27 protein-coding genes and 1 pseudogene are annotated in these 22,891 nt (G+C 40.4%); 24 read left to right on the forward strand and 4 right to left on the reverse strand.

Features of this window, described 5'->3' with window-relative positions:
- The first annotated feature begins 111 nt into the window (after window positions 1–111).
- Window positions 112–246 carry a 50S ribosomal protein L34 gene (rpmH, locus tag HMPREF1518_RS08320; RefSeq protein WP_000831902.1) on the forward strand — a complete coding sequence of 45 codons (135 nt, stop codon included), beginning with the start codon at window positions 112–114 and terminating at the stop codon, window positions 244–246.
- A 181-nt stretch (window positions 247–427) separates the two neighbouring features.
- On the opposite strand, the gene HMPREF1518_RS08325 is transcribed toward rpmH, so the two are convergent.
- Window positions 428–2,272 (reverse strand): APC family permease, encoded by a 1,845-nt coding sequence (locus HMPREF1518_RS08325; RefSeq protein WP_033585477.1) that lies wholly within the window; start codon window positions 2,270–2,272, stop codon window positions 428–430.
- Between the two features lie 292 nt (window positions 2,273–2,564).
- Window positions 2,565–2,897: a helix-turn-helix domain-containing protein gene (locus tag HMPREF1518_RS08330; protein WP_033585479.1), complete on the reverse strand. Its 333-nt coding sequence runs from the start codon at window positions 2,895–2,897 to the stop codon at window positions 2,565–2,567.
- A gap of 144 nt (window positions 2,898–3,041) precedes the next feature.
- Between HMPREF1518_RS08330 and HMPREF1518_RS08335 the strand changes: the two genes are divergently transcribed.
- The 21 genes and pseudogenes from HMPREF1518_RS08335 (at window position 3,042) to pflA (ending at window position 19,968) form a co-directional block, all read left to right on the forward strand.
- Complete coding sequence (locus HMPREF1518_RS08335) at window positions 3,042–3,488, forward strand: hypothetical protein (RefSeq protein ID WP_033585481.1); 447 nt, start codon at window positions 3,042–3,044, stop codon at window positions 3,486–3,488.
- A 58-nt stretch (window positions 3,489–3,546) separates the two neighbouring features.
- Complete coding sequence (locus HMPREF1518_RS08340) at window positions 3,547–4,500, forward strand: hypothetical protein (protein ID WP_033585483.1); 954 nt, start codon at window positions 3,547–3,549, stop codon at window positions 4,498–4,500.
- Window positions 4,501–4,695: 195 nt separating this feature from the next.
- The gene (locus HMPREF1518_RS08345; RefSeq protein ID WP_033585485.1) at window positions 4,696–5,118 is read left to right on the forward strand and encodes a sigma-70 family RNA polymerase sigma factor; all 423 of its coding nucleotides are present in this window, start codon (window positions 4,696–4,698) and stop codon (window positions 5,116–5,118) included.
- 141 nt (window positions 5,119–5,259) lie between these two features.
- Complete coding sequence (locus tag HMPREF1518_RS08350) at window positions 5,260–5,625, forward strand: hypothetical protein (protein WP_033585486.1); 366 nt, start codon at window positions 5,260–5,262, stop codon at window positions 5,623–5,625.
- 11 nt (window positions 5,626–5,636) lie between these two features.
- Window positions 5,637–6,053: a hypothetical protein gene (locus tag HMPREF1518_RS08355; RefSeq protein WP_231458946.1), complete on the forward strand. Its 417-nt coding sequence runs from the start codon at window positions 5,637–5,639 to the stop codon at window positions 6,051–6,053.
- A 367-nt stretch (window positions 6,054–6,420) separates the two neighbouring features.
- Window positions 6,421–7,271 (forward strand): annotated as a pseudogene (locus HMPREF1518_RS08360) (rolling circle replication-associated protein).
- A 51-nt stretch (window positions 7,272–7,322) separates the two neighbouring features.
- On the forward strand, window positions 7,323–7,532 hold the full coding sequence (locus HMPREF1518_RS08365) for a hypothetical protein (protein WP_033585487.1): 210 nt from the start codon (window positions 7,323–7,325) through the stop codon (window positions 7,530–7,532).
- Window positions 7,533–7,594: 62 nt separating this feature from the next.
- Window positions 7,595–8,734, forward strand: coding sequence for a tyrosine-type recombinase/integrase (locus tag HMPREF1518_RS08370; protein ID WP_033585488.1), 1,140 nt, complete (start codon window positions 7,595–7,597; stop codon window positions 8,732–8,734).
- Window positions 8,735–8,873: 139 nt separating this feature from the next.
- A complete protein-coding gene (locus HMPREF1518_RS08375) occupies window positions 8,874–9,644 on the forward strand; it encodes a TatD family hydrolase (protein ID WP_033585540.1) in 771 nt (256 codons plus the stop codon).
- Window positions 9,644–10,210: a ribonuclease M5 gene (rnmV, locus tag HMPREF1518_RS08380; protein ID WP_033585489.1), complete on the forward strand. Its 567-nt coding sequence runs from the start codon at window positions 9,644–9,646 to the stop codon at window positions 10,208–10,210. The genes HMPREF1518_RS08375 and rnmV overlap by 1 nt, the downstream gene beginning before the upstream one ends.
- 93 nt (window positions 10,211–10,303) lie before the next feature.
- Window positions 10,304–10,639: a hypothetical protein gene (locus HMPREF1518_RS08385; RefSeq protein ID WP_033585490.1), complete on the forward strand. Its 336-nt coding sequence runs from the start codon at window positions 10,304–10,306 to the stop codon at window positions 10,637–10,639.
- 191 nt (window positions 10,640–10,830) lie between these two features.
- A complete protein-coding gene (locus HMPREF1518_RS08390; protein WP_033585492.1) occupies window positions 10,831–11,544 on the forward strand; it encodes a hypothetical protein in 714 nt (237 codons plus the stop codon).
- Window positions 11,545–11,563: 19 nt separating this feature from the next.
- On the forward strand, window positions 11,564–12,436 hold the full coding sequence (gene rsmA, locus HMPREF1518_RS08395) for a 16S rRNA (adenine(1518)-N(6)/adenine(1519)-N(6))-dimethyltransferase RsmA (protein ID WP_033585494.1): 873 nt from the start codon (window positions 11,564–11,566) through the stop codon (window positions 12,434–12,436).
- Window position 12,437: 1 nt separating this feature from the next.
- Window positions 12,438–13,316 (forward strand): ribosome small subunit-dependent GTPase A, encoded by an 879-nt coding sequence (rsgA, locus tag HMPREF1518_RS08400; protein ID WP_033585496.1) that lies wholly within the window; start codon window positions 12,438–12,440, stop codon window positions 13,314–13,316.
- A gap of 10 nt (window positions 13,317–13,326) precedes the next feature.
- Window positions 13,327–13,983, forward strand: a complete 657-nt coding sequence (rpe, locus tag HMPREF1518_RS08405; RefSeq protein WP_033585498.1) for a ribulose-phosphate 3-epimerase — start codon at window positions 13,327–13,329, stop codon at window positions 13,981–13,983.
- Window positions 13,946–14,608, forward strand: a complete 663-nt coding sequence (locus HMPREF1518_RS08410) for a thiamine diphosphokinase (RefSeq protein ID WP_033585500.1) — start codon at window positions 13,946–13,948, stop codon at window positions 14,606–14,608. The genes rpe and HMPREF1518_RS08410 overlap by 38 nt, the downstream gene beginning before the upstream one ends.
- 1 nt (window position 14,609) lies before the next feature.
- On the forward strand, window positions 14,610–15,866 hold the full coding sequence (gene rmuC, locus HMPREF1518_RS08415) for a DNA recombination protein RmuC (protein ID WP_033585501.1): 1,257 nt from the start codon (window positions 14,610–14,612) through the stop codon (window positions 15,864–15,866).
- Window positions 15,856–16,797 (forward strand): 3'-5' exoribonuclease YhaM family protein, encoded by a 942-nt coding sequence (locus HMPREF1518_RS08420; protein WP_000703211.1) that lies wholly within the window; start codon window positions 15,856–15,858, stop codon window positions 16,795–16,797. The genes rmuC and HMPREF1518_RS08420 overlap by 11 nt, the downstream gene beginning before the upstream one ends.
- A gap of 104 nt (window positions 16,798–16,901) precedes the next feature.
- Entirely contained in the window at window positions 16,902–17,729 is an 828-nt protein-coding gene (purR, locus tag HMPREF1518_RS08425; protein WP_002874197.1) for a pur operon repressor, read from the forward strand.
- Window positions 17,730–17,795: 66 nt separating this feature from the next.
- Entirely contained in the window at window positions 17,796–19,052 is a 1,257-nt protein-coding gene (locus HMPREF1518_RS08430) for a diaminopimelate decarboxylase (protein WP_033585503.1), read from the forward strand.
- Window positions 19,053–19,173: 121 nt separating this feature from the next.
- The gene (pflA, locus tag HMPREF1518_RS08435; protein ID WP_033585505.1) at window positions 19,174–19,968 is read left to right on the forward strand and encodes a pyruvate formate-lyase-activating protein; all 795 of its coding nucleotides are present in this window, start codon (window positions 19,174–19,176) and stop codon (window positions 19,966–19,968) included.
- A 70-nt stretch (window positions 19,969–20,038) separates the two neighbouring features.
- Here the strand turns inward: pflA and yidC are convergent, their stop codons facing one another.
- The gene (yidC, locus tag HMPREF1518_RS08440; protein ID WP_007522396.1) at window positions 20,039–20,968 is read right to left on the reverse strand and encodes a membrane protein insertase YidC; all 930 of its coding nucleotides are present in this window, start codon (window positions 20,966–20,968) and stop codon (window positions 20,039–20,041) included.
- A 77-nt stretch (window positions 20,969–21,045) separates the two neighbouring features.
- Window positions 21,046–21,324, reverse strand: a complete 279-nt coding sequence (locus HMPREF1518_RS08445) for an acylphosphatase (RefSeq protein WP_001174619.1) — start codon at window positions 21,322–21,324, stop codon at window positions 21,046–21,048.
- 33 nt (window positions 21,325–21,357) lie between these two features.
- Here HMPREF1518_RS08445 and HMPREF1518_RS08450 point away from each other — a divergent pair, with 33 nt between their 5' ends.
- On the forward strand, window positions 21,358–22,098 hold the full coding sequence (locus HMPREF1518_RS08450) for a TrmH family RNA methyltransferase (RefSeq protein ID WP_033585508.1): 741 nt from the start codon (window positions 21,358–21,360) through the stop codon (window positions 22,096–22,098).
- A 54-nt stretch (window positions 22,099–22,152) separates the two neighbouring features.
- On the forward strand, window positions 22,153–22,836 hold the full coding sequence (locus HMPREF1518_RS08455) for a Bax inhibitor-1/YccA family protein (protein ID WP_033585509.1): 684 nt from the start codon (window positions 22,153–22,155) through the stop codon (window positions 22,834–22,836).
- The last annotated feature ends 55 nt before the right edge of the window (window positions 22,837–22,891 follow it).

Genomic DNA, 22,891 nt, shown 5'->3' on the forward strand with positions numbered 1-22,891 from the left:
TAGAGCTATTGACAAAAGTATCAGAATCAGATAGAATAGTAAAGTATGTTTAGTAACTGATCACTTTATAGCCGGCTAAACGAATACAAAATCTATGAGGAGGTATTCATCGTGAAACGTACTTATCAACCAAGTAAAATTCGTCGTGCGCGCAAACACGGATTCCGTAACCGTATGTCAACTAAAAACGGTCGTCGCGTATTGGCAGCTCGTCGTCGTAAAGGACGCAAAGTTTTGGCTGCATAATCCAAACAAATTCAGCAAAGAAGTCAGTAGGAACTCGAGTCTACTGGCTTTTGTTTTTATCTTAAAGGGTGCATTGTCCACGAAATCGGTCATTTCAGATGGAATTCATGGAATGCTCATTTAAAAGGTCACATGCAAAAAACTCAAAACCAGATATAAGTTACTGATTTTGAGTTTTTGTTTATTCTTTTAAGTGATAAGAGTAGCTAGCGACAACGACGTCTTCGTGCCATCTGAGAGCGTATTTTAGTTTGAGGCTCATTTGATTGTGCAGGATATTTTGCCAAGGCTTGTTAGGTATAAACTGCGGTACAAGGACTGTAACGGTGTAGTTTTTTTGCTTAGCTTCTTGGGCGATTCGTTTGACATACTTGACGCTAGGGGTGATGATGTCGCGGTAGCTGGTGTTGATATTCTTCAGAGTGATACTTGGGAAGTAATCGGCAAATTCCTGAAGAATTTCTTGGTCTTTTTCGGCAGTTTCTTTAGTAGAAATGTGCATGGCCAACACTTCATCACCGATACTTTGAGCGTAGTTAATGGCTCCGACACTTACTCGAGTAACATTTCCTACTAGGACAAGGACAAGGTTACCATCATAAGTGCGCTTTTCAATTCCTTCGTAGAGTCGTAGTTGTTTAGCCACCTTTTGGTAATGGTTGTGGATGGACAAAAAGAGGAAGGTTAAGACTAGAATAATTGGGAAGAATGGCCAGATATCACCCAGTCTGAAGAGGAGTAAAATGAGGACAATGGCATAACAAATGATGGCCCCAAGGATATTAGCGAAGGCAGATTTTAAGAAGTTTACTCCTTTTTCCTTTTTCCAATGGCGAATCATCCCAGTCTGAGAAAGGGCAAAGGGAACGAAGACCCCGATAGTATAAAGAGGAATCAAGCGTTCAGTATTCCCATTAAAAATGAGAAGAAGGATCATAGCCCCAAAGGCCAGAGTTAAGATACCGTTGGAGTAGCCAAGGCGATCCCCTTTTTCCATAAAGAGATGAGGCATGTACTTGTTTTTGGCCATATTGTAGGACAGCATAGGGAAGGCTGAAAAGCCAGTATTTGCAGCTACAGCTAGAATCAAGGCTGTTGAGAACTGGAAGAGATAGTAGCTAGCATGACCAAAGAATGAATCACCAAGAATACCCTTGGCCATTTGCGAGAGGATGGTTTCTCCGTGTTGAGGCGTGATACCCATCCAGTAGTTTAGGAAGGTAATGCCTGCAAAAAGAAATCCTAAAATCAGCGACATGATGGTCAAAGTCTGAGCAGCATTCTTTTCTTTCGGAGTTTTAAAAAATGGTACCGCATTTGAAATAGCTTCAACCCCTGTCAGAGAGGCAGAGCCACTGGTAAAGGCTCTTAGTAGGAGAACGATGGAAAGGCTCGGAACAGTTTGTCCAATGGTTGAAGTCGCCTGATAGTTTAGGGAACCTGTAAATAGTTGAAAGAACCCATAAAGCAAGAGAAAGACGGTACTGAAGATAAAGAGGTAGACGGGAATCATCAGAGAGCTGGCAGATTCTTTTAATCCTCTTAAATTCAAGAGCATGAGCAGGCAGACTAGGAAAATAGAGATATGAAGATTATAGGGATGGAGGGCAGGGATGGCTGCAGTAATAGCATCAGCTCCAGAAGCAACGGATACGGCTACTGTCAGCATATAGTCAACAAGGAGGCTGCCCCCTGCAATCAAGCCTAGTTCAGGAGAGAGATTTTCCCGAGTGACCATATAAGCTCCTCCACCTTGGGGATAGGCGTGGATGATTTGACGATAGGAAATGGTCAAACTAGCGAGCAGTAAGAGGACAAAAATACCGATAGGGAGGCTCCACCAAATAGCGAGAGGAGAGAGACTGACTAAAACGAGAATGACTTGTTCAGGTCCATAGGCAATAGAAGACAGGGCATCACTGGATAACATTGCAAGTGCCTGCATTTTTCCAAGTAATCCCCCTTCGCCGTCTGTGAGAGACTTGAGTGGTCGACCGATAAAGGTATATTTTAATTTTCTAAACATTTTCTTTTCCTTTGATGAAAATTTCAATAAGTGTTATTATACTGCTTTGAAAAAGGGCAGTCAAGGGAGAATGACTGGTTTTTGGATATTTTTCCAAGCCGAGGGATGCTATTTTTGGTATAATAGATGGAAGAATGAGGTTAAGAGAAATGATTTTTGATACTCATACTTAGAGTGTTTGGAGTGAAGTTTAAGGACTCATGACATTATTGAGGCACAAATTAACCATAAAACTAACCAAAGGAAAGTTAAAGTAGCATACAAAAAGAGGAATTCATTGAGAGTTCCTCTTTTAATCTATATTTTTAACAATTTCATTGAACAAAGAAATGATTTTTAATTTTTTTGTGTGAGATAAATCTGAGATGTTATCGATCAATGTAGTTATAGGGACGTAATTATTTGAGAGTGGGAAATTAAAGAAGTCTTCTACGGTCATTCCTAAAGCAGTAAGCACTTTTTCAAGTGTGTGTATTTTAAAATCGTATTTCATATTCTCGATGTTTTGTATTGCTTTAATACCTAGTCCAGCTTGATTGGATAATTGTTCTTGGCTGAGATTCTGTTCTTTTCTACATTCTCTTATACGCTCTGCTATGTATTTTTGTAATTGATTAGCTTCCATCTGTAATTTCCTCTTTTGTACTATTCTACTATCCTTTATATGATTTTTTAAGTACAGTTAGCTGTCCAAAATATCAACATAGTATAGCGCATCGTACTATTTTGTGTTAAAATAGATAAAAAACAATACAAAAGGAGCAATAACATGGCAGAAGAAATAGCTGTGTATAAATTACAAGAATGGGACATGGGAAATGGTGAGAAGAAATATTCTCAGTTAGGTAGCTTAGAAGCTCATTATTATTTTGCAAAAAATAATGGTGGAAAAGTTTTATTTACGACAGAATCGGACTTGTACCAGAGAAATGTTGGTTATGTGTTACTAACATTGCCGAATGGAGAATACGGCTTTCTTTCTAAAATTATTGAAAAAGGAACCTATCCTAAACTCCCCGAAGATCTCTCGTATATGGTTCCCACAGAGTGGAAAAATATAAATGAAACAATAGAAAAACAGACCAATTTTAATTGGATTGCCTTAGAAGTTGTTTCAAAGATTTTTGAAGGTATTGAAGGAATACCTAAAATGCCTAGTCCACAGTACATGAAAAAAGAGGAATTTCAAAAATATCTAAATAACATAGATTATTAAGAAATAAACTCAGGTTTTGCTAATAGAATAGATACAAAAATCAAGGAGAATAAGATATATGAGAAAGCAGAAAAACGAAGAAGGTAAAAAGGATAGTAAGAATGGCAAAAAAACTAAAAAATTTAGTTTAGTGAGGGTCATATTACTTACGATTGTTATATTGGGTATCTTTGCCGCTGCAGGTATAAGCATATCTAATTATTTTTCCGAAAATTCATCAAGTGATAATTTGTTTGATAAGAAGTGGGGTTCAGTAGGACTTAAAACTAGTGTTTGGGAATTTTCAGGTTCAGATAAATTAAAAATTGACTATATGCTAAAAAATAATGAAGTATTTAATTATGATGTAACTATTCATGATTCATATTCTGATTTTAAAAATATCACAAAAACTAAACTTTCGGAAGAAGATATCGTCAAATCATTTAAGGAAAATTTCGAGATATTAAAAAATAGTGATATCAAAAAAGAAGATTTGAAGTTTATTTCATTACTTGATAATAAAGACCAAGAACGTTACGGAAGAATCCTGTATAAGATAGATCAACATAAGATGGTATATCTTGATATATTTGGTGAGAATACAGCTGTGCCGTATGAGTTAGTACCATTAGTAAATACAAAAATCAGCGGAACTTATCGTGTTACGAAGGTTTATGGGAATAAGGGTTCTGTGGAAGAAAATCAAAAAAATATAGATAGATTGCCTAACATTAAATTTTCAAGTGATAGAATTATTGTAGGAGACAAGGTGATTTATTTAACTTCATATGAATCATTTACTAATACTGTTCAGAATTTGAAAACAAAAGAACAAATTATTGAAATCATGGAAAGTAGAGGCTATAAGATAAAGGATACAGAAAAAATATATGTTAATTTGGATAGAGAGCAATTCTTTATTCCAGTTGAACATGGTAAGAAAGTATTCATGGGATTTTTGAAGAATGATACCTCAAATGAAGAGAATAACGCAGTAATGGAACTAGAAAAAGTAGAACTAAAAGAATAATTGAATAAAAAAACAAATAGCATATAGATTTGGCTCTAAAAAATGAATAGCAGTTATACGATTTTGTATAACTGCTATTTTTTTTATACATCTGACTGTTTTTATCTAAAATGACTACTAAGTTTTTTCCACTGGCGATAGCGTGAGAAGACAAACTCTGTATGGTTGGTAAACCCGAGCAGGAGGTACCAACATATGGTAGATTTAACAAAAGTAGAACAACGTAGAGAAGAAGCAATTAATAAAGCTGTATTATCTGGTGATTGGGCTAAGGTAGATAACTTATTAAACCAGCCCTATGAGAATTCATGTAGAAAAGATCGTTCTTATGGTCTTCGTAGTTTAGATAGTGGTTCAGGTGATACAGATCCTTTACTAGATACGATAGCAGATAATAGAGATGCATTGTCTCTCCTAATTAAAAAAGAAGAAATTGCTATTATAAAGAATGCTATTGAGAGATTGCTGAGTGAAAGAGATAGAAAAATTCTATATGGAGTAGTTTTAGAAGGTAAATCGTACTCAAGTCTTTCAAAAGAATTCGGGCTTACTGACAAAACTGTCAAAAGACACTATGAGCGTATTATAGAGATTCTGCGAAAAGAATTAAAAAATTAAGAATCTCCTCCGAATTCTTTTAAAATTTCTCCTTATAAGCAAGGAGGTGATTTTAAAATGTTGCTATCTGTAATCGTCACAGTATTTATTTCGTTAAAAGTAGACGATTTACTTTTAAGTTTAGAAAGAAGGTATTGAATTATGGCACTTAAGAACTTAACTCATTTTACAGAGTTTGATGCGTCACGGTTCCTTTCTCGCAAAGAACTACGTTTTGTGTCCGCCAAAAGGTGGATAGAAAAAAGTGAAACTGGTTCAGAAATTGAAAAAGGGGTAAAAGTGGGCGTACTTATCTTTTCCGATGACAGTGATTATCCAAACGAAAAAAATAATATTGGAGAGCAACTCACTGTAAAAGTTCCACTAGCATCGATGAAGGATTATGACTCGTATCAACCAATGCTCACAACTGTAGAAATTGTAGATATTGAGAAGGCTGTTGTATATGGAGAGTACCGTAACCAGCTTAGTTTGATTGCAAAAGTCAATGAAGTAGTCGAACTTTAAAGGAGGTCAATATGCCGTCGATTATCGAAGAAATACCTATGAAGATTTTTGAAGGTATTAAGGAAGTTTGTCATCTTTGTGGCAGAAAACTTCAGGAGTACCAGAGGAAAGTCCAGATAGAAGAAAATCAAAAAAACTGGAATAGATTTCTAGCTTCTACGCAAAATGTATTGGTAGAATTAGTGAAAGAAAATATTCAGGAAAATCAGTTTGCATATACACTAGTTCCAATTTACGAAGCTCAGGAAGTTGTTCAAGCCGATGGAAGCAAGTCGGTCCAGAGAGTGCACGTAGCAGATGAAAGAGTTCCTGTATGTACAATGGATAACCATGGGATTCGAGAATTTGGAGCTAGGTGTGTAGTTTTTCGGTTTCAAATTTTTGGAGAGCTACCCCAAGAAGTTCTATTAAGGATACAGGATACTTGAATCTTTTATTTGCACAAATATGCTCTTCATGGTCTCGCTGATCTATATCTAAAGCATGGTTTACGCTATCTAGTGTTCATCATCTGTAATGAATCAGATAAACGAACGATAAAGGGGGCGTTGTTCAAATTGAAGCATCCGTGGTCTTAGATGGTTAATTTTATGCCGTGAAAGTTGTTGACAGTAGGCTAAGATGAATTAGACTGGTTGTGGTGGTGCGGTCGAACTTTGTTCGTCGTGCCAACACAATCAGTTTTATAATCTTAGGGTTCCTATTGTCAATAAACCATGGAATAAATTTAAACATCGTTAGTTTGACTCATTAACTTGATAAGCGTCAAACATTAGCACAACGAAAGGTGACATTATGAATCAAATTTTTCCCAATAAATTGGTTAAAGCCTATGTTTATGGTGATACCGTAGAAATGACTACAGCCAACGGCCAACAAGAACAAATTATCAAAGTGATAGAAGGCAAGCGTTACGTAAATCTTGAGACCGGAGAAATTCACGCTATGGATACTTCCAGTAGTACACGACTCGATAATTTGAAGTCTACTAAACAGACTATGAAAAAACTACGCCGTCTAGTAGCTCATAATTTTACGGGAGGTATCAACCAGTTATGGATAACGTTGACTTATCGAGACCATGTTACCGATCCGGCTATAGTTTACATGGATTTCAAAGCGTTCATTCGACGCATTCGTAATCAGTTTGGAAATGTTGATTATATTACGGTCATTGAACCACAAGCTAGTGGAAGGTGGCATTTGCATGTGTTATTAAAGAACGATTCCGAACTAACAATTCCTAACAATGACCTTGCCAAGATGTGGGGGAAAGGTTTTACAAAGACCAAGAGGTTAAAGAGAGCTGATAAGGTTGGGAATTATTTGATTGCTTATTTGTCTAATTTGCAGATAGGTGATGAGGGTTCACAAAACAAAGCAATTATAAAAGGTGCGCGCCTATACATGTACCCCAAGGGTATCAGAATTTATCGAACTAGCAGAGGAATTAAAAAGCCTTTGGAAATGACAACAACAAAGGGTGAGCTTATGGAAACTTATAAAATTAACAGTCCTCCGACATTTTCACGTACTACAAAACATGATACTCCTTATGGTGTGAAAGAATATACTACCGAGTTTTATGATAACATAAAAGCCTGTCAGACACTTTTAGCGGAGCAACTGACAAGCTAAGTAGGTAATAAAAGAGAATCTCTTTTACCATCCCTATTATATCAGAATAGGAGAAATTTATGAAAAATATATATAAAAGCAAGAAAGGGATTACGGAATTATTTGATGTTCCGTTAAAAACCTTAAACAATGATCTAACAGAAATGCGAAGAAATGAAAAATTCCAAGGATACATTTTGAAGCCTTCTCATAAGAGAGTATATATAAATGTTGAAGGTTATAAGGAATTTCTTCTTTATAAACAAAAGAAATATGAGGAAGCTATGTAGTTATGTTATAATTAAGCTATGCTACATAGCTTTCCTTTGCTTTAAAAGTACAAGGAGAAGAAATGTTTTTTAAAAAATTAGATAATGGTAAATACCGTTATTATGAGAAATTCTATCATGAACGAGAGGGAAAGTGGAAGCAAGTCTCTGTGACTCTAAAATCAAAATCTAGAGTTTCTCAAGCAGAAGCAAAACGTCGTTTAGCGCTAAAAATCGAAAAACTTCTAACCGCCCCTACAAAAGAGGAAGTTGAAAAGAAACAACTAGAAGAAATGATTTTTAGTCAACTATTGGAAGAATGGAAAACGATTCGTTCCAGTGAGATAAAATCTTCTAGTTATAGAAGTGAGATGAAAAGTTTAGAGCTTTTCATGGGAGCAGTAGGAAATTTGAGAATATCAGATTACACCACTCAGCTAGTTCAAACATATCTAATGAATTTGAATGTTCAAAATTCAACAAGAAAAAATCGAAAAATATACTTGAATGGTATCTTTGATTATGCTGTAAAGGTCGGATATATTTCTGACTCACCAGTTAAAGGGGTGGTAATTCCGAAGCAGAAAGCAGACTATGAGAAGTTGCAAAAAGCTAAGGATAATTTCATTAGTAGAGAGGAACTAGGACAGGTTTTATCGTATTGTGAAAGTCACAATAAAGATAAGCGTTATGCTTTGGCAATGGAATTTATCTTTTTAACTGGTCTTCGTTTTGCAGAGTTTATAGGGGTTCGCTATCAAGATGTAAACTTCAAAGCGAATCTTTTAACAATTGATCATACAATAGATTATGTTGCTCATGGATATGATGAGAGAATCTTACAGACAACGAAAACAGTAGGTTCTGTCAGGACGATAGTACTAAGTGAACGTTGCTTGGAAATTATCGAGTACTTTCGTAGTAACTGTTTTGATGAGGAGTTCATCTTTGTGACTGAGCAAGGTAACATTATGAGACAGCCTTTATTATATAGATTTATCAAAAATATTTGTGAAGTAGTGTTGGGTGGGCACAGATCCTATAATATTCACATGCTTAGACATTCGCATATTAGTTTATTGGCTGAACTAGGGATACCCATAAAGGCTATTATGGAGCGAGTTGGACATAGAGATGAATCTATCACTTTAAGGATCTATAGTCATGTAACAAAAAATATACAAGATGAATTGAGAGAGAAACTTAATCAAATTCATCTGTAGATGCTAACCATAGAACTAACCAAGTACTAACCAAAGTGAATAGAAACTAGGGGAAGTATAGGGAAGTATAGAAGAGAGAAAGTCTTTTCTTTTGGTAGCTAAGGAACATTGAGGAAAGAGAAGGAAATATAGTTTGGATATTTTTGATACGCATACACATTTAAATGTAGAGGAATTTGCAGGACGTGAGGTAGAAGAAATCGCCTTGGCTGCTGAGATGGGTGTGACACAGATGAATATTGTTGGTTTTGATAAACCGACTATTGAACGTGCCCTAGAGTTGGTAGATGAGTATGAGCAACTCTACGCAACTATTGGCTGGCATCCAACGGAAGCAGGGACATACACAGACGAGGTCGAAGCTTACTTGCTTAAAAATCTAAAGCATCCCAAGGTTGTCGCTTTAGGTGAGATTGGTCTGGACTACCATTGGATGACAGCACCTAAGGAAGTTCAGGAGAAGGTTTTTCGTCGTCAGATTCAGCTGTCTAAGGATTTGAACTTGCCTTTTGTGGTCCACACTCGTGATGCGCTAGAAGATACTTATGAGATTATCAGGAGCGAAGGCGTTGGTCCTCGTGGTGGAATTATGCACTCATTTTCAGGTTCTTTGGAGTGGGCTGAGAAGTTTGTCGAGCTTGGAATGACTATTTCTTTCTCAGGTGTGGTGACCTTTAAAAAAGCGACGGATATCCAAGAGGTTGCTAGGGAACTTCCTTTGGACAAGATTTTGGTAGAGACGGATGCCCCTTACCTGGCTCCTGTTCCTAAACGTGGCCGTGAGAATAAAACAGCTTACACACGCTATGTGGTGGACTTTATTGCCGACTTGCGTGGGATGACGACCGAGGAATTAGCAGCAGCAACGACTGCAAATGCAGAGCGTATCTTTGGATTGGACAGCAAGTAATGAAAGAAAAAATTTCCCAAGTCATCGTGGTCGAAGGGCGTGATGACACGGCCAATCTCAAACGTTACTTTGACGTGGAAACCTATGAGACACGAGGTTCCGCAATAAATGACCAGGATATAGAACGCATTCAGCGTCTGCATGAATTGCATGGAGTCATTGTCTTTACAGATCCAGATTTTAATGGGGAGCGGATTCGGCGTATGATTATGACGGCCATTCCAACAGTGCAGCATGCCTTTCTCAAGCGAGATGAGGCTGTTCCCAAATCTAAGTCCAAGGGACGTTCTCTGGGAATCGAACACGCCAGCTACGAAGATCTAAAAACAGCGCTGGCTCAAGTGACAGAGAAATTTGAAAACGAGAACGAGTTTGACATCAGTCGTGGTGACTTGATTCGCCTAGGTTTCTTGGCGGGAGCAGACAGTCGTAGGCGCAGAGAGTATCTAGGTGAACAGCTCCGCATCGGCTATTCTAACGGCAAGCAACTCCTCAAGCGTTTAGAGTTGTTTGGCGTAACCTTGGTAGAAGTGGAAGAAGCTATGGAAAGTTATGATAATAGCTAGATAGCCCAAAAATACAAAGGGAATGTGTTACAATAGAGGTACTTAGATTTATTTTGATAGCGTTCAAATAGAAACTTATAAGGACAGATCGAAATGAAAATACAAGTTGACAGAGAGTCTGTGTGTATGGGGGATGATGTACTGCCCCATGAGACAGAATTTGAGATTCCTGAAGATATGACGGTGAAAGAATTTTTTGACTTTCTAGAAAAGAAAGGTTATTTGCGGTCTGTTCAAGGAAATAATGTGGCCTGGGAACTCCGTAATCGGAATGGTGAACAAGGTGTTTATTTCACTAAAACAGGAGAGATTATCCATTCAGATGGAGTATTAAAAGAGATGTTGGAAGGAATTACGGAGACCCCCTTATTTGTTTTGCTCTATCATTATACCCCGGAAGCATACTATATTAGAAAAGAGAATAAATGAGAATTGCAGATGATGTCCTGACCGAGGTTGAACTGGTCATGTATTGTTATCGTCCCTTGGTGCTTTTATGAAACATCTTTTTAAATGAAGTCTAGGTTTTCGATTGGGCATGAAAAATTGGAAACTTTATAGTTTTATCTACATCCTACTTGAACCACTAACCTTTTTCAAAGATTGTGAAAGGAAATGATATGGCAAATAGAAGTTATATTTACTTAAAAAACGGAGATGAAGCCCGTATTCTAACAGAGGGAATTTACACAATACCCTATTTTTGGCAATTGTTTTGGGATGAAGAAGATTTAAAAGCTCCTATTGCTCTCTGGGAAACAGCAGAAAAACTGGAAGAAGATGAAGAGGAAGCAGAAAAGTTTTACCAAGAGCAGAATGTAGATATCTTACTTTCTATTGAAAAATTCCAGCGGAATGCCCTCAAAAACCGATCTTTTTTAGAAGATAATGCCCCGCAATCCGTGCAACTATATGATGACTTTGTCCGTTATATTCTTGCAAATGTCAAAGACGGGGATGTGCTCGGATTTGATCTTTTAGATGTTGTTTTTATGGACCAAGTGTCTGTTGTTTCTGATAAACTGTTAAAAAATATACGAGCTATTCGGGAAAATCAACCCAAAGATTTAGATTTTTCTGTGACAGAAAAGAACTTAATTGGTCTTGCTATGGGTTTTCCTGATTATTATGCTTCAGAATTATTACCAGAAGACAATATTCTAGATTCGGTTGCCTATCAGGATGAACTGAAGAAAATGAACCCCCAAGAAGATAAGAAAGTGCTAGATACGACTGGAGCTGATTCAAAAGGGAACAAGTCTCGTGTTCTTTTAGTGTTTTGGATTTTGTTGGCACCAGTAATTATGTGGGTTTTATATATTATTTTTAGCTAATAAATAGAAAAGAGAATAAATGAGAATTGCAGATTATAGCGTGACCAAGGCAGTGCTGGAGCGTCACGGTTTTACTTTTAAAAAGTCCTTCGGGCAAAATTTCTTGACGGATACCAATATTCTTCAAAAAATCGTGGATACGGCTGAAATTGATGACCAGATCAATGTTATCGAAATTGGGCCAGGTATTGGTGCCTTGACAGAGTTTTTGGCTGAGCGTGCAGCTCAAGTCATGGCCTTTGAGATTGACCACCGTTTGGTGCCAATTTTAGCAGATACTTTACGTGATTTTGACAATGTAACAGTAGTCAACGAGGACATTCTAAAAGTTGACCTAGCTCAGCATATCCAGAATTTCAAAAATCCAGACCTGCCGATTAAGGTAGTTGCCAACTTGCCCTACTATATCACAACGCCTATTCTCATGCACTTGATCGAGAGTGGGATTCCTTTTAGTGAGTTTGTGGTCATGATGCAAAAAGAAGTGGCAGATCGTATCTCTGCTAAGCCAAATACCAAGGCTTACGGTAGCTTGTCGATTGCTGTGCAGTATTATATGACAGCTAAGGTTGCCTTCATCGTGCCTCGTACGGTCTTTGTGCCTGCGCCAAATGTGGACTCAGCCATTTTAAAAATGGTACGTCGTCCAGAACCAGCTGTAGCAGTAAAAGATGAGCAGCTCTTCTTTAAGGTTTCCAAGGCTAGTTTCACTCATCGTCGCAAGACCCTATGGAACAACTTAACAGGCTACTTTGGGAAGACCGAAGAAATCAAGAATAAATTGACCAAGGCTCTGGACCAGGCAGGTTTGTCACCATCTGTGCGTGGTGAAGCTCTCAGCTTAGAAGAATTTGCCAGTCTAGCAGATGCGCTTAAAGGACAAGGACTCTAAGATGCAGGGACAAATCATTAAAGCCTTGGCAGGATTCTATTATGTCGAGAGTGATGGCCAAGTCTATCAGACACGTGCGCGTGGAAATTTCCGCAAAAAAGGCCACACGCCCTATGTTGGGGATTGGGTAGATTTTTCTGCAGAGGAAAATTCCGAAGGTTATATCCTCAAGATTCATGAACGGAAAAACAGTCTCGTCCGTCCGCCTATTGTCAATATTGACCAAGCCGTGGTTATCATGTCGGTCAAGGAGCCGGACTTCAACAGCAATTTGCTGGATCGTTTCTTGGTTCTTCTGGAGCACAAGGGTATCCACCCCATCGTTTATATTTCTAAAATGGATTTGCTGGAAGATAGGGAAGAATTAAGTTTTTATCAACAAACCTATCGTGACATTGGTTATGACTTTGTGACCAGTAAGGAGGAACTCCTGCCCTTATTGACAGGAAAAGTGACGGTCTTTATGGGGCAGACAGGTGTGGGAAAATCAACCCTCCTCAATAAAATCGCCCCAGACCTCAATCTTGAAACAGGAGAAATCTCAGACAGTCTAGGTCGCGGTCGTCATACCACTCGAGCTGTTAGTTTTTACAACCTCAATGGGGGTAAAATCGCGGACACACCAGGCTTTTCATCACTGGATTATGAAGTGTCAACGGCTGAAGACCTCAATCAGGCCTTTCCAGAGATTGCTAGTGTCAGTCGAGACTGCAAGTTCCGTACTTGTACTCATACCCATGAACCGTCCTGTGCGATTAAGCCGGCTGTAGAAGAAGGCGCTATTGCGACCTTCCGTTTTGACAACTACCTGCAATTCCTCAGTGAAATTGAAAATCGCAGAGAAACCTATAAAAAAGTCAGCAAAAAAATTCCAAAATAAGGAGAAACCTATGTCTCAATACAAGATTGCTCCGTCAATTCTGGCAGCAGATTATGCCAACTTTGAACGTGAAATCAAACGCCTAGAAGCAACTGGGGCAGAGTATGCCCATATCGATATCATGGATGGTCACTTTGTGCCACAAATCAGTTTTGGTGCAGGTGTGGTCGAAGCTCTTCGCCCCCATAGCAAGATGGTCTTTGACTGCCACTTGATGGTATCAAATCCTGAGCATCATCTAGAAGATTTTGTGCGTGCAGGGGCAGACATCATCAGTATCCATGTAGAAGCAACGTCTCATATCCATGGAGCTCTTCAAAAGATTCGTTTGCTTGGTGTTAAACCTTCGGTTGTCATCAATCCTGGGACACCTGTCGAGGCTATCAAGCACGTGCTTCATCTAGTTGATCAAGTCTTGGTCATGACGGTTAACCCTGGCTTCGGCGGGCAAGCCTTTCTACCTGAAACCATGGATAAGATTCGTGAGTTGGTTGCCCTTCGTGAGGAAAAAGGTTTGAGCTTTGAGATTGAAGTTGATGGCGGTATTGATGACCAGACTATTGCTCAAGCCAAAGAAGCTGGTGCGACCGTTTTTGTAGCAGGATCCTATGTCTTTAAGGGAGATGTCAATGAACGAGTGCAAACTCTCAGAAAACAACTGGACTAGGGTTGCCGTTTTTGCAGGCGGAGACCGTGGTCACTACCGGACGGACTTTGATTCCTTTGTCGGTGTGGATCGGGGCTCGCTCTGGGTCTTGGAGGAAAAACTTCCTCTTGCTCTAGCAGTTGGCGATTTTGATTCGGTAACTGCAGAAGAGCGTCAGTTGATTCAAAAACGTGCCCGGCATTTTGCCCAAGCCCAGCCAGAAAAGGATGATACGGATCTGGAATTGGCTCTCTTGACCATCTTTGAGCAAAATTCTCAGGCTCAGGTGACTATTTTTGGGGCTTTGGGTGGTCGAATTGACCATATGCTGGCTAATGTCTTTCTGCCTAGCAATCCCAAGTTGACATCCTTTATGCGCCAGATAGCGATTGAGGATGGGCAAAACTTGATTGCCTATTGTCCAGAAGGGACCAGTCAGCTAGAGCCCCGTTCAGACTACGACTATCTTGCTTTTATGCCAGTTCGGGATAGCCAGCTGACTATTCTTGGTGCCAAGTACGAATTGACAGAGGAGAATTTTTTCTTTAAAAAAGTGTACGCTTCTAACGAATATATAGATAGGGAAGTTTCGGTAACTTGCCCAGATGGTTATGTCGTCGTGCTACATAGCAAGGACAGGAGGTAGGATGGAGACTGTATTATTACTATTATTAATTGCCAACCTAGCTGGGCTCTTTCTCATTTGGCAAAGGCAGGATAAGCAAGACAAGTACCTAGCCAAGAGCTTGGAGGATCAGGCAGACAATCTTTCAGATCAACTGGATTATCTCTTTGAACAAGCCAGACAAGCCAGTCAGCTAGATCAAAAAGACTTGGAAGTGGCTGTCAGCGACCGTTTGCAAGAAGTGCGAATGGAGTTGCACCAAGGGCTGACGCAAGTCCGTCAAGAAATGACAGATAATCTTTTACAAACTAGGGACAAGACCGACCAACGCCTTCAAGCCTTACAGGAGTCCAATGAGCAACGCTTGGAACAAATGCGCCAGACAGTCGAGGAAAAGTTGGAAAAGACCTTGCAGACGCGCTTGCAGGCTTCCTTCGAGACAGTTTCCAAGCAACTGGAGTCTGTCAATCGTGGCCTTGGAGAAATGCAGACAGTTGCCCGCGATGTTGGTGCACTTAATAAGGTTCTCTCTGGAACCAAGACGCGAGGGATTCTGGGAGAATTGCAACTGGGGCAAATTATCGAAGATATCATGACACCAGCCCAGTACGAACGAGAATTTGCAACGGTTGAAAACTCTAGCGAGCGAGTAGAGTACGCCATCAAGTTACCTGGCCAAGGTGACCAGGAATATGTCTATTTGCCGATTGACTCCAAGTTTCCACTGGCGGATTATTACCGCTTGGAAGAAGCCTATGAAGCAGGTGATAAGGACGAGATTGAACGCTGTCGCAAATCCCTCTTAGCAAGCGTTAAGCGCTTTGCCAAGGATATCAAGAGCAAGTACATAGCGCCACCTCGGACGACCAATTTTGGAGTCTTGTTTGTTCCGACAGAAGGTCTCTACTCAGAAATTGTCCGTAATCCTGTCTTCTTTGATGATTTGAGACGGGAGGAGCAGATTATTGTCGCAGGTCCGAGTACCCTATCAGCCCTGCTTAATTCCTTATCAGTTGGCTTCAAAACCCTTAATATCCAAAAGAGTGCTGATCATATCAGCAAGACTCTTGCTAGTGTCAAGACCGAGTTTGGCAAGTTTGGTGGCATTCTGGTCAAGGCACAAAAGCATCTTCAACATGCCTCTGGCAATATTGATGAATTATTAAACCGTCGTACTACAGCTATCGAGCGGACGCTCCGTCACATTGAGTTATCAGAAGGTGAGCCTGCGCTTGATCTACTCCATTTCCAAGAAGATGAGGAAGAATATGAAGATTAGTCACATGAAAAAAGATGAGCTGTTTGAAGGTTTTTACCTGATCAAATCAGCTGACCTGAGACAGACGCGTGCTGGGAAAAACTACCTAGCCTTTACCTTCCAAGACGATAGTGGCGAGATTGAAGGGAAACTTTGGGATGCCCAACCTCATAACGTCGAGGCCTTTACTGCAGGGAAAGTCGTCCACATGCAGGGACGCCGAGAAGTTTATAACAACACTCCTCAAGTCAATCAAATTACTCTCCGCTTGCCTCAGCCTGGGGAACCCAATGATCCAGCTGACTTCAAGGTCAAGTCACCAGTCGATGTCAAGGAAATCCGTGACTACATGTCGCAAATGATTTTCAAGATTGAAAATCCTGTCTGGCAGCGTATCGTTCGCAGTCTCTACACCAAGTATGATAAGGAATTCTACTCCTATCCAGCTGCCAAGACCAACCACCACGCCTTTGAAACAGGTTTAGCCTATCATACAGCAACCATGGTGCGCTTGGCAGATGCCATTAGTGAGATCTATCCTCAGCTCAACAAGAGCCTCCTCTATGCGGGGATTATGCTGCACGACTTGGCCAAGGTTTTAGAACTCAGTGGACCAGACCAGACGGAGTACACAGTGCGAGGCAATCTACTTGGACATATCGCTCTCGTCGATAGTGAAATTACCAAGACAGTCATGGAACTGGGCATCGATGATACTAGAGAAGAAGTGGTGTTACTGCGCCATGTCATCCTCAGCCACCATGGCTTGCTGGAGTATGGAAGTCCAGTCCGTCCACGCATTATGGAGGCAGAGATTATTCATATGATTGATAATCTAGATGCCAGCATGATGATGATGTCAACAGCTTTAGCTTTGGTGGATAAAGGAGAGATGACCAATAAAATCTTCGCTATGGACAATCGTTCCTTCTATAAACCAGATTTAGATTAATGATTTAAGAAAAACGAGCATTTTTTACGCAATAATGTTCGTTTTTTTATGTGAATATGGTATAATGGATAAAATATCAAAATTAAATGGAATGGTAAATAAAAATGAAATTAAGAAGAAGTGATCGGATGGTTGTCATTTCCAACTATTTGATTAATAATCCATACAAACTAACAAGTCTCAATACCTTTGCAGAAAAGTACGAATCTGCTAAATCATCGATTTCAGAGGACATCGTGATTATCAAGCGTGCCTTTGAGGAAATCGAAATCGGCCATATTCAGACTGTAACTGGAGCAGGTGGTGGCGTTATCTTTACACCATCAATCTCGAGTCATGAAGCCAAAGAAATGATCGCAGACTTGCGTGATAAACTTTCAGAAAGTGACCGTATCTTGCCAGGTGGCTACATCTACCTGTCTGATTTGCTCAGCACACCTGCTATTTTGAAAAATATTGGGCGCATCATTGCCAAGAGTTTTATGGACCAAAAAATCGATGCCGTTATGACAGTAGCAACAAAAGGTGTGCCACTCGCAAATGCAGTTGCCAATGTCCTCAACGTTCCATTTGTCATTGTGCGTCGTGACTTGAAAATTACCGAAGGTTCAACGGTCAGCGTCAACTATGTTTCAGGTTCCAGTGGTGACCGCATTGAGAAAATGTTCCTTTCAAAACGCAGTCTCAAGGCAGGCAGTCGTGTCTTGATTGTGGATGACTTCTTGAAAGGCGGCGGAACTGTCAACGGGATGATTAGTCTCTTGCGTGAATTCGATTCTGAACTAGCTGGTGTCGCAGTCTTTGCAGACAATGCCCAAGAAGAACGTGAAAAGCAGTTCGATTACAAGTCACTCTTGAAAGTAACCAATATTGATGTTAAGAACCAATCCATCGATGTTGAGATTGGAAATATCTTTGACGAAGACAAATAAGAGATAGAACTAAAGGTTGGAACGATTGTCCCAGCCTTTCTTTGCAAACAGAATAGAAGGATGCTTATGAAAACACCATTTATCAGCCGTGAAGATTTAGAAACAATCGTTGCAGAGTTCCCGACTCCCTTTCACTTGTATGATGAGAAGGGGATTCGTGAAAAAGCAAGAGCAGTCAACCAGGCCTTTTCTTGGAATAAGGGATTCAAAGAATATTTTGCAGTTAAGGCCACTCCAACCCCAGCCATCTTGAAAATCCTCCAAGAGGAAGGTTGCGGTGTGGACTGTTCTAGTTACGTGGAGCTTTTGATGAGCCATAAACTGGATTTCCCCGGTTCTGAGATCATGTTCTCATCAAACAATACGCCAGACCAAGAGTACGCTTATGCCCATGAATTAGGTGCGACCATTAACTTGGATGCCTTTGAAGATATTGAACATTTGGAGCAAGCGGCAGGCATTCCAGAAATTATCTCTTGTCGTTACAATCCTGGAGGCGTTTTTGAGCTAGGAACAGATATCATGGACAATCCCGGGGAGGCCAAGTTTGGCATGACCAAGAATCAACTCTTTGAAGCTTTTGCCATCTTAAAGGAAAAAGGAGCCAAGACTTTTGGGATTCACTCCTTCCTAGCATCCAATACCGTGACCCATCTCTACTACCCAGAGTTGGCCCGTCAGCTTTTTGAATTGGCTGTTGAAATCAAGGAAAAGTTGGGTATTTCGCTAGACTTTATCAATCTTTCCGGCGGTATTGGTGTCAACTATCGCCCAGACCAGGAGCCAAATGACATCGCTGTGATTGGTGAAGGAGTGCGTAAGGTTTATGAGGAAGTCCTTACGCCAGCAGGACTTGGTCAGGTTAAGATTTTCACAGAATTAGGCCGTTTTATGTTAGCCCCTCACGGAGCTTTGGTCACAAGAGTCACTCATAAGAAAAAAACCTATCGTACCTATCTGGGCGTGGATGCATCAGCAGTCAACCTCATGCGCCCAGCCATGTATGGGGCCTACCACCATATCACTAATCTGACCCATCCAGATGGCCCAGTTGAGGTGGTAGATGTGGTTGGTTCACTCTGTGAAAACAATGATAAATTTGCCATTAATCGCGAACTGCCTCATACAGAAATCGGCGATTTGCTAGTGATTCATGATACAGGTGCACATGGATTCTCCATGGGTTATCAGTACAATGCCAAACTACGCTCGGCAGAAATCCTCTATACCGAAGAAGGAAAAGCCCGCCAAATCCGCCGTGCAGAGCGCCCTGAGGACTATTTTGCAACCTTGTATGGTTTTGATTTTGAACCGGATCATTAAAAGAAATTGAAAATGAAAGTGAAAAACAGATTGCTTTCTAAAAAATAGACAAAAAAACCTTGTTTTTCACCTTACTCGTGATATAATAAAACTATAAAACGGTTTCAAGGAAGGTGACGATATGTCTGAAGAAACAATTGACTATGGACAAGTGACAGGAATGGTGCATTCGACAGAGAGTTTTGGGGCGGTAGATGGCCCTGGGATTCGGTTTATTGTCTTTTTGCAGGGCTGTCAGATGCGTTGCCAGTACTGCCATAACCCCGATACATGGGCTATGGAGACCAATAAATCACGAAGACGGACAGTAGACGATGTTTTGTCAGAAGCCCTTCGCTACCGTGGATTCTGGGGAGACAAAGGAGGAATCACTGTCAGTGGAGGAGAAGCCCTCTTACAGATTGATTTCTTGATTGCCCTTTTTACCAAGGCCAAGGAAAAAGGAATCCACTGTACCTTGGATACCTGTGCCCTCCCTTTCCGTAATAAACCACGTTACCTTGAAAAATTTGACAAGCTCATGGCTGTCACTGACTTGGTTCTCTTGGATATCAAGGAGATCAACGACGAACAACACAGGATTGTTACCAGCCAAACCAATAAAAATATCTTGGCCTGTGCAAAATATCTATCAGATATTGGGAAGCCTGTGTGGATTCGCCATGTGCTGGTTCCAGGCTTGACAGACAGAGATGAGGACTTGATTGAACTCGGTAAATTCGTCAAAACCCTCAAAAACGTTGATAAGTTTGAAATCCTACCTTATCACACGATGGGAGAATTCAAGTGGCGTGAACTAGGAATTCCTTATTCGCTCGAAGGGGTAAAACCACCAACAGCAGATCGTGTCAAGAATGCCAAAAAACTCATGGACACAGAAAGCTATCAAGACTATATGAAACGTGTACATGGATAAAAAGAAGCCTGATGGGAACATCAGGCTTTTGTGATGCAAAAAGGCCTAGCCTTTCAGCTAAGCCGTTAACTTATTTTCTAGAATGTTGTTTACCAGCATTACGTTTTTTATGTTTCTTAGTAGTCGTAATTGCAGTTGCTTGGTTAGGAGTGATATCTTTTCGCCCGCCTGTAGTTGATGCTGAACTTGCTTTTGGTGGATTTTTGGCAAATTCTTCACGTACTTTTTGACGAAGTTTTGGACGAACAACATAGTTAACGATGAACTGTTGGAGAATCATCATAAAACCACCGACAACCCAGTAAAGTGTCACACTGGCTGGTGCGAAGAGGGAGAAGACGACAATCATGAGTGGGCTCATGTAAATCATTTTCTTGAGTTGATCTCTTTGCATCTCATCTTCTACTCCGTGAAGTGAAAGGAGTGATTGGAGATAGTAGAGGATACCAGCGAAGGCGACAAGGATCATACTTGGGGAACCGAGATTGATACCCAAGAAGGTAGAGCTAGATACTCCATCAGTATATTGGGCTGCAAAGTAGATAGCAGAGAAGAAAGGCATCTGAATGAGGATAGGGAAGCATCCTACACCACCGAACATGCTGATGCCGTTTTCTTTTTGTGCAGCAAAGAGAGCCTGTTGTGCTTCTAGTTTTTCTTCCTGAGTTGTTGCCTCTTTAAGGCGTGTTTGATGTGGTTCGAGCACATGTTTGAGAGCATTCATCTTTTCAGAGTGAAGCGTTGCCTTCCATGATTGGTAGATACCAAGTGGCAAGATAATCAAGCGCACGATAATGGTTACGATAATGATAGCCACACCAAAGCCTAGACCTTTATCAGTAGCGAAGTACTTGATAGCCTCTGCCATAGGCGATCCGATAGTGTTCCAGATAAAACCAGTAGGTTGTCCTGTTGCTTTGTCTACTTGGACACAGCCTGTCAAGACGAGTAGCATAGCCACTCCCATAGCAGAGAGGGCAAAACGTTTAATAGATTTCAATGTTTTCATTCCTTCTTTAAAAATTATACCTTTCTATTCTACTGTTTTTTTGTAAAATATACAATAGTTCTAGAGACCTAATTTGCGACTTTGAAGTCTGGATAGGATGAAAAGTTGCTCATTTGCACATCCAGATAGGTGACTTTTGAAAAGGGTGTCGGACCTTTTCGGATTTCTTGGATAAATTTTGCCATAGTGGCAGAGGAGTCTGCCTGAGCAAGAATTTCCACTGTGCCATCGTCGTTATTCCAGACACGACCAGTGATGCCACCAATCTCAAGAGCTAAAGTATAAACACCCCAGCGAAAACCAACACCTTGCACCCTGCCTTGGGCAATCATTCTAACCTTTTGCATACCAAACCCCTTTGATTGTGTTATAATATTTCTATGACTATTATAACCTCAAAAGCCAATTCTGTGGTAAAAAATGCCAAGAAATTACATCAAAAAAAATATCGAAAGTCTGCTTATTTGATTGAAGGCTGGCACTTGTTTGAAGAAGCTGTTCAAGCAGGAGTGACGATTGAAAAGATTTTTGCCTTAGAAAGTTATCGAGATCAGTTAGCTGCTTTTCCTCAAACTGTCTGGGTTTCAGAGGAGATTTTGCGGGACTTGGCAGATACGCAAACTCCTCAAGGGATTGTTGCAGTGATCCAAAAAGAAGAAGTGGGACTGCCTGATTTTCGTCAGGGTAAGTTTCTATTTTTAGAGGAAGTCCAAGATCCAGGGAATGTGGGCACCATGATTCGGACGGCGGATGCCGCAGGTTTTACAGGGGTTATTGTTTCAGACAAGTCAGCAGATATCTACAGTCTTAAGACCCTGCGTTCCATGCAAGGAAGTCATTTTCACTTGCCCATCTATCGTATGCCAGTTGCCGCTTTTGTAGAAGGGGCAAAGAAGAGCAACTTGCCCATTCTGGCAACGACTTTATCAAGAGATTCCAAGGATTATCGTGACCTTTCTCCCCTAAAAAACTTTGCCTTAGTCATGGGAAATGAAGGACAGGGGATTAGTTCTGTCATGGCTGAGAGTGCTGATCAACTGGTTCATATTGGCATGAAAGGTCGAGCAGAAAGTCTCAACGTGGCAGTTGCCGCAGGTATATTGATGTTTTATTTTAGCTGATTTATAAAATCTTTGTTATAATCAAGACATATTTATAGAAAAAGGAGAATCAGAATGAATCAAACGATTATTCAAGAACGTTCAGGTCTCAATCAATTTTACGCCAAGGTTTATGCCTTTGTGGGACTTGGGATTGGTCTATCAGCTCTCGTGTCAGCTTTGATGTTGACAGTCTTTCAGTCCCAATTGGTCTACTTTTTAATGCATGGCCGTCTCTGGCTGATGATTGCAACTTTTGCAGAACTTGCTCTGGTCTTTGTTGCAAGTAGTATGGCTGCGAAGAACAGCCCAGCAGCTCTGCCAGTATTTTTAGTTTATTCTGTTTTAAATGGATTTACTCTTAGTTTTGTCGTAGCCTTCTATACACCTGGGACCGTCTTATCAGCCTTTGTATCTAGTGCCCTTCTCTTCTTTGTCATGGCGGTAATCGGAATTTTCACCAAGAAAGATTTGAGTGGCATGGGACGAGCTTTGATGGCGGCGCTTGTTGGCCTCATCATTGCCATGGTTGTGAATCTATTTTTAGCTAATAGCTTTTTTGACTACATGATTAGTATTGCTATGGTTTTGGTTTTCTCAGGTTTGATTGCTTGGGACAACCAAAAGATTCGCTATGTTTATGAGCAGTCACGAGGACAAGTAGCGACAGGTTGGATCATCTCAATGGCACTCAGCATCTACCTAGACTTTATCAACCTCTTCCTTAGCATCTTACGAATCTTTGGTCGAAACGATTAATGAATGACAGAGTCAGTGTTCGAAAGAGCACTGACTTTTTCTCATTTACTCTTTT

The sequence above is a fragment of the Streptococcus sp. SR1 genome (genome assembly GCF_000526075.1).
GTDB lineage: Bacteria > Bacillota > Bacilli > Lactobacillales > Streptococcaceae > Streptococcus > Streptococcus halitosis.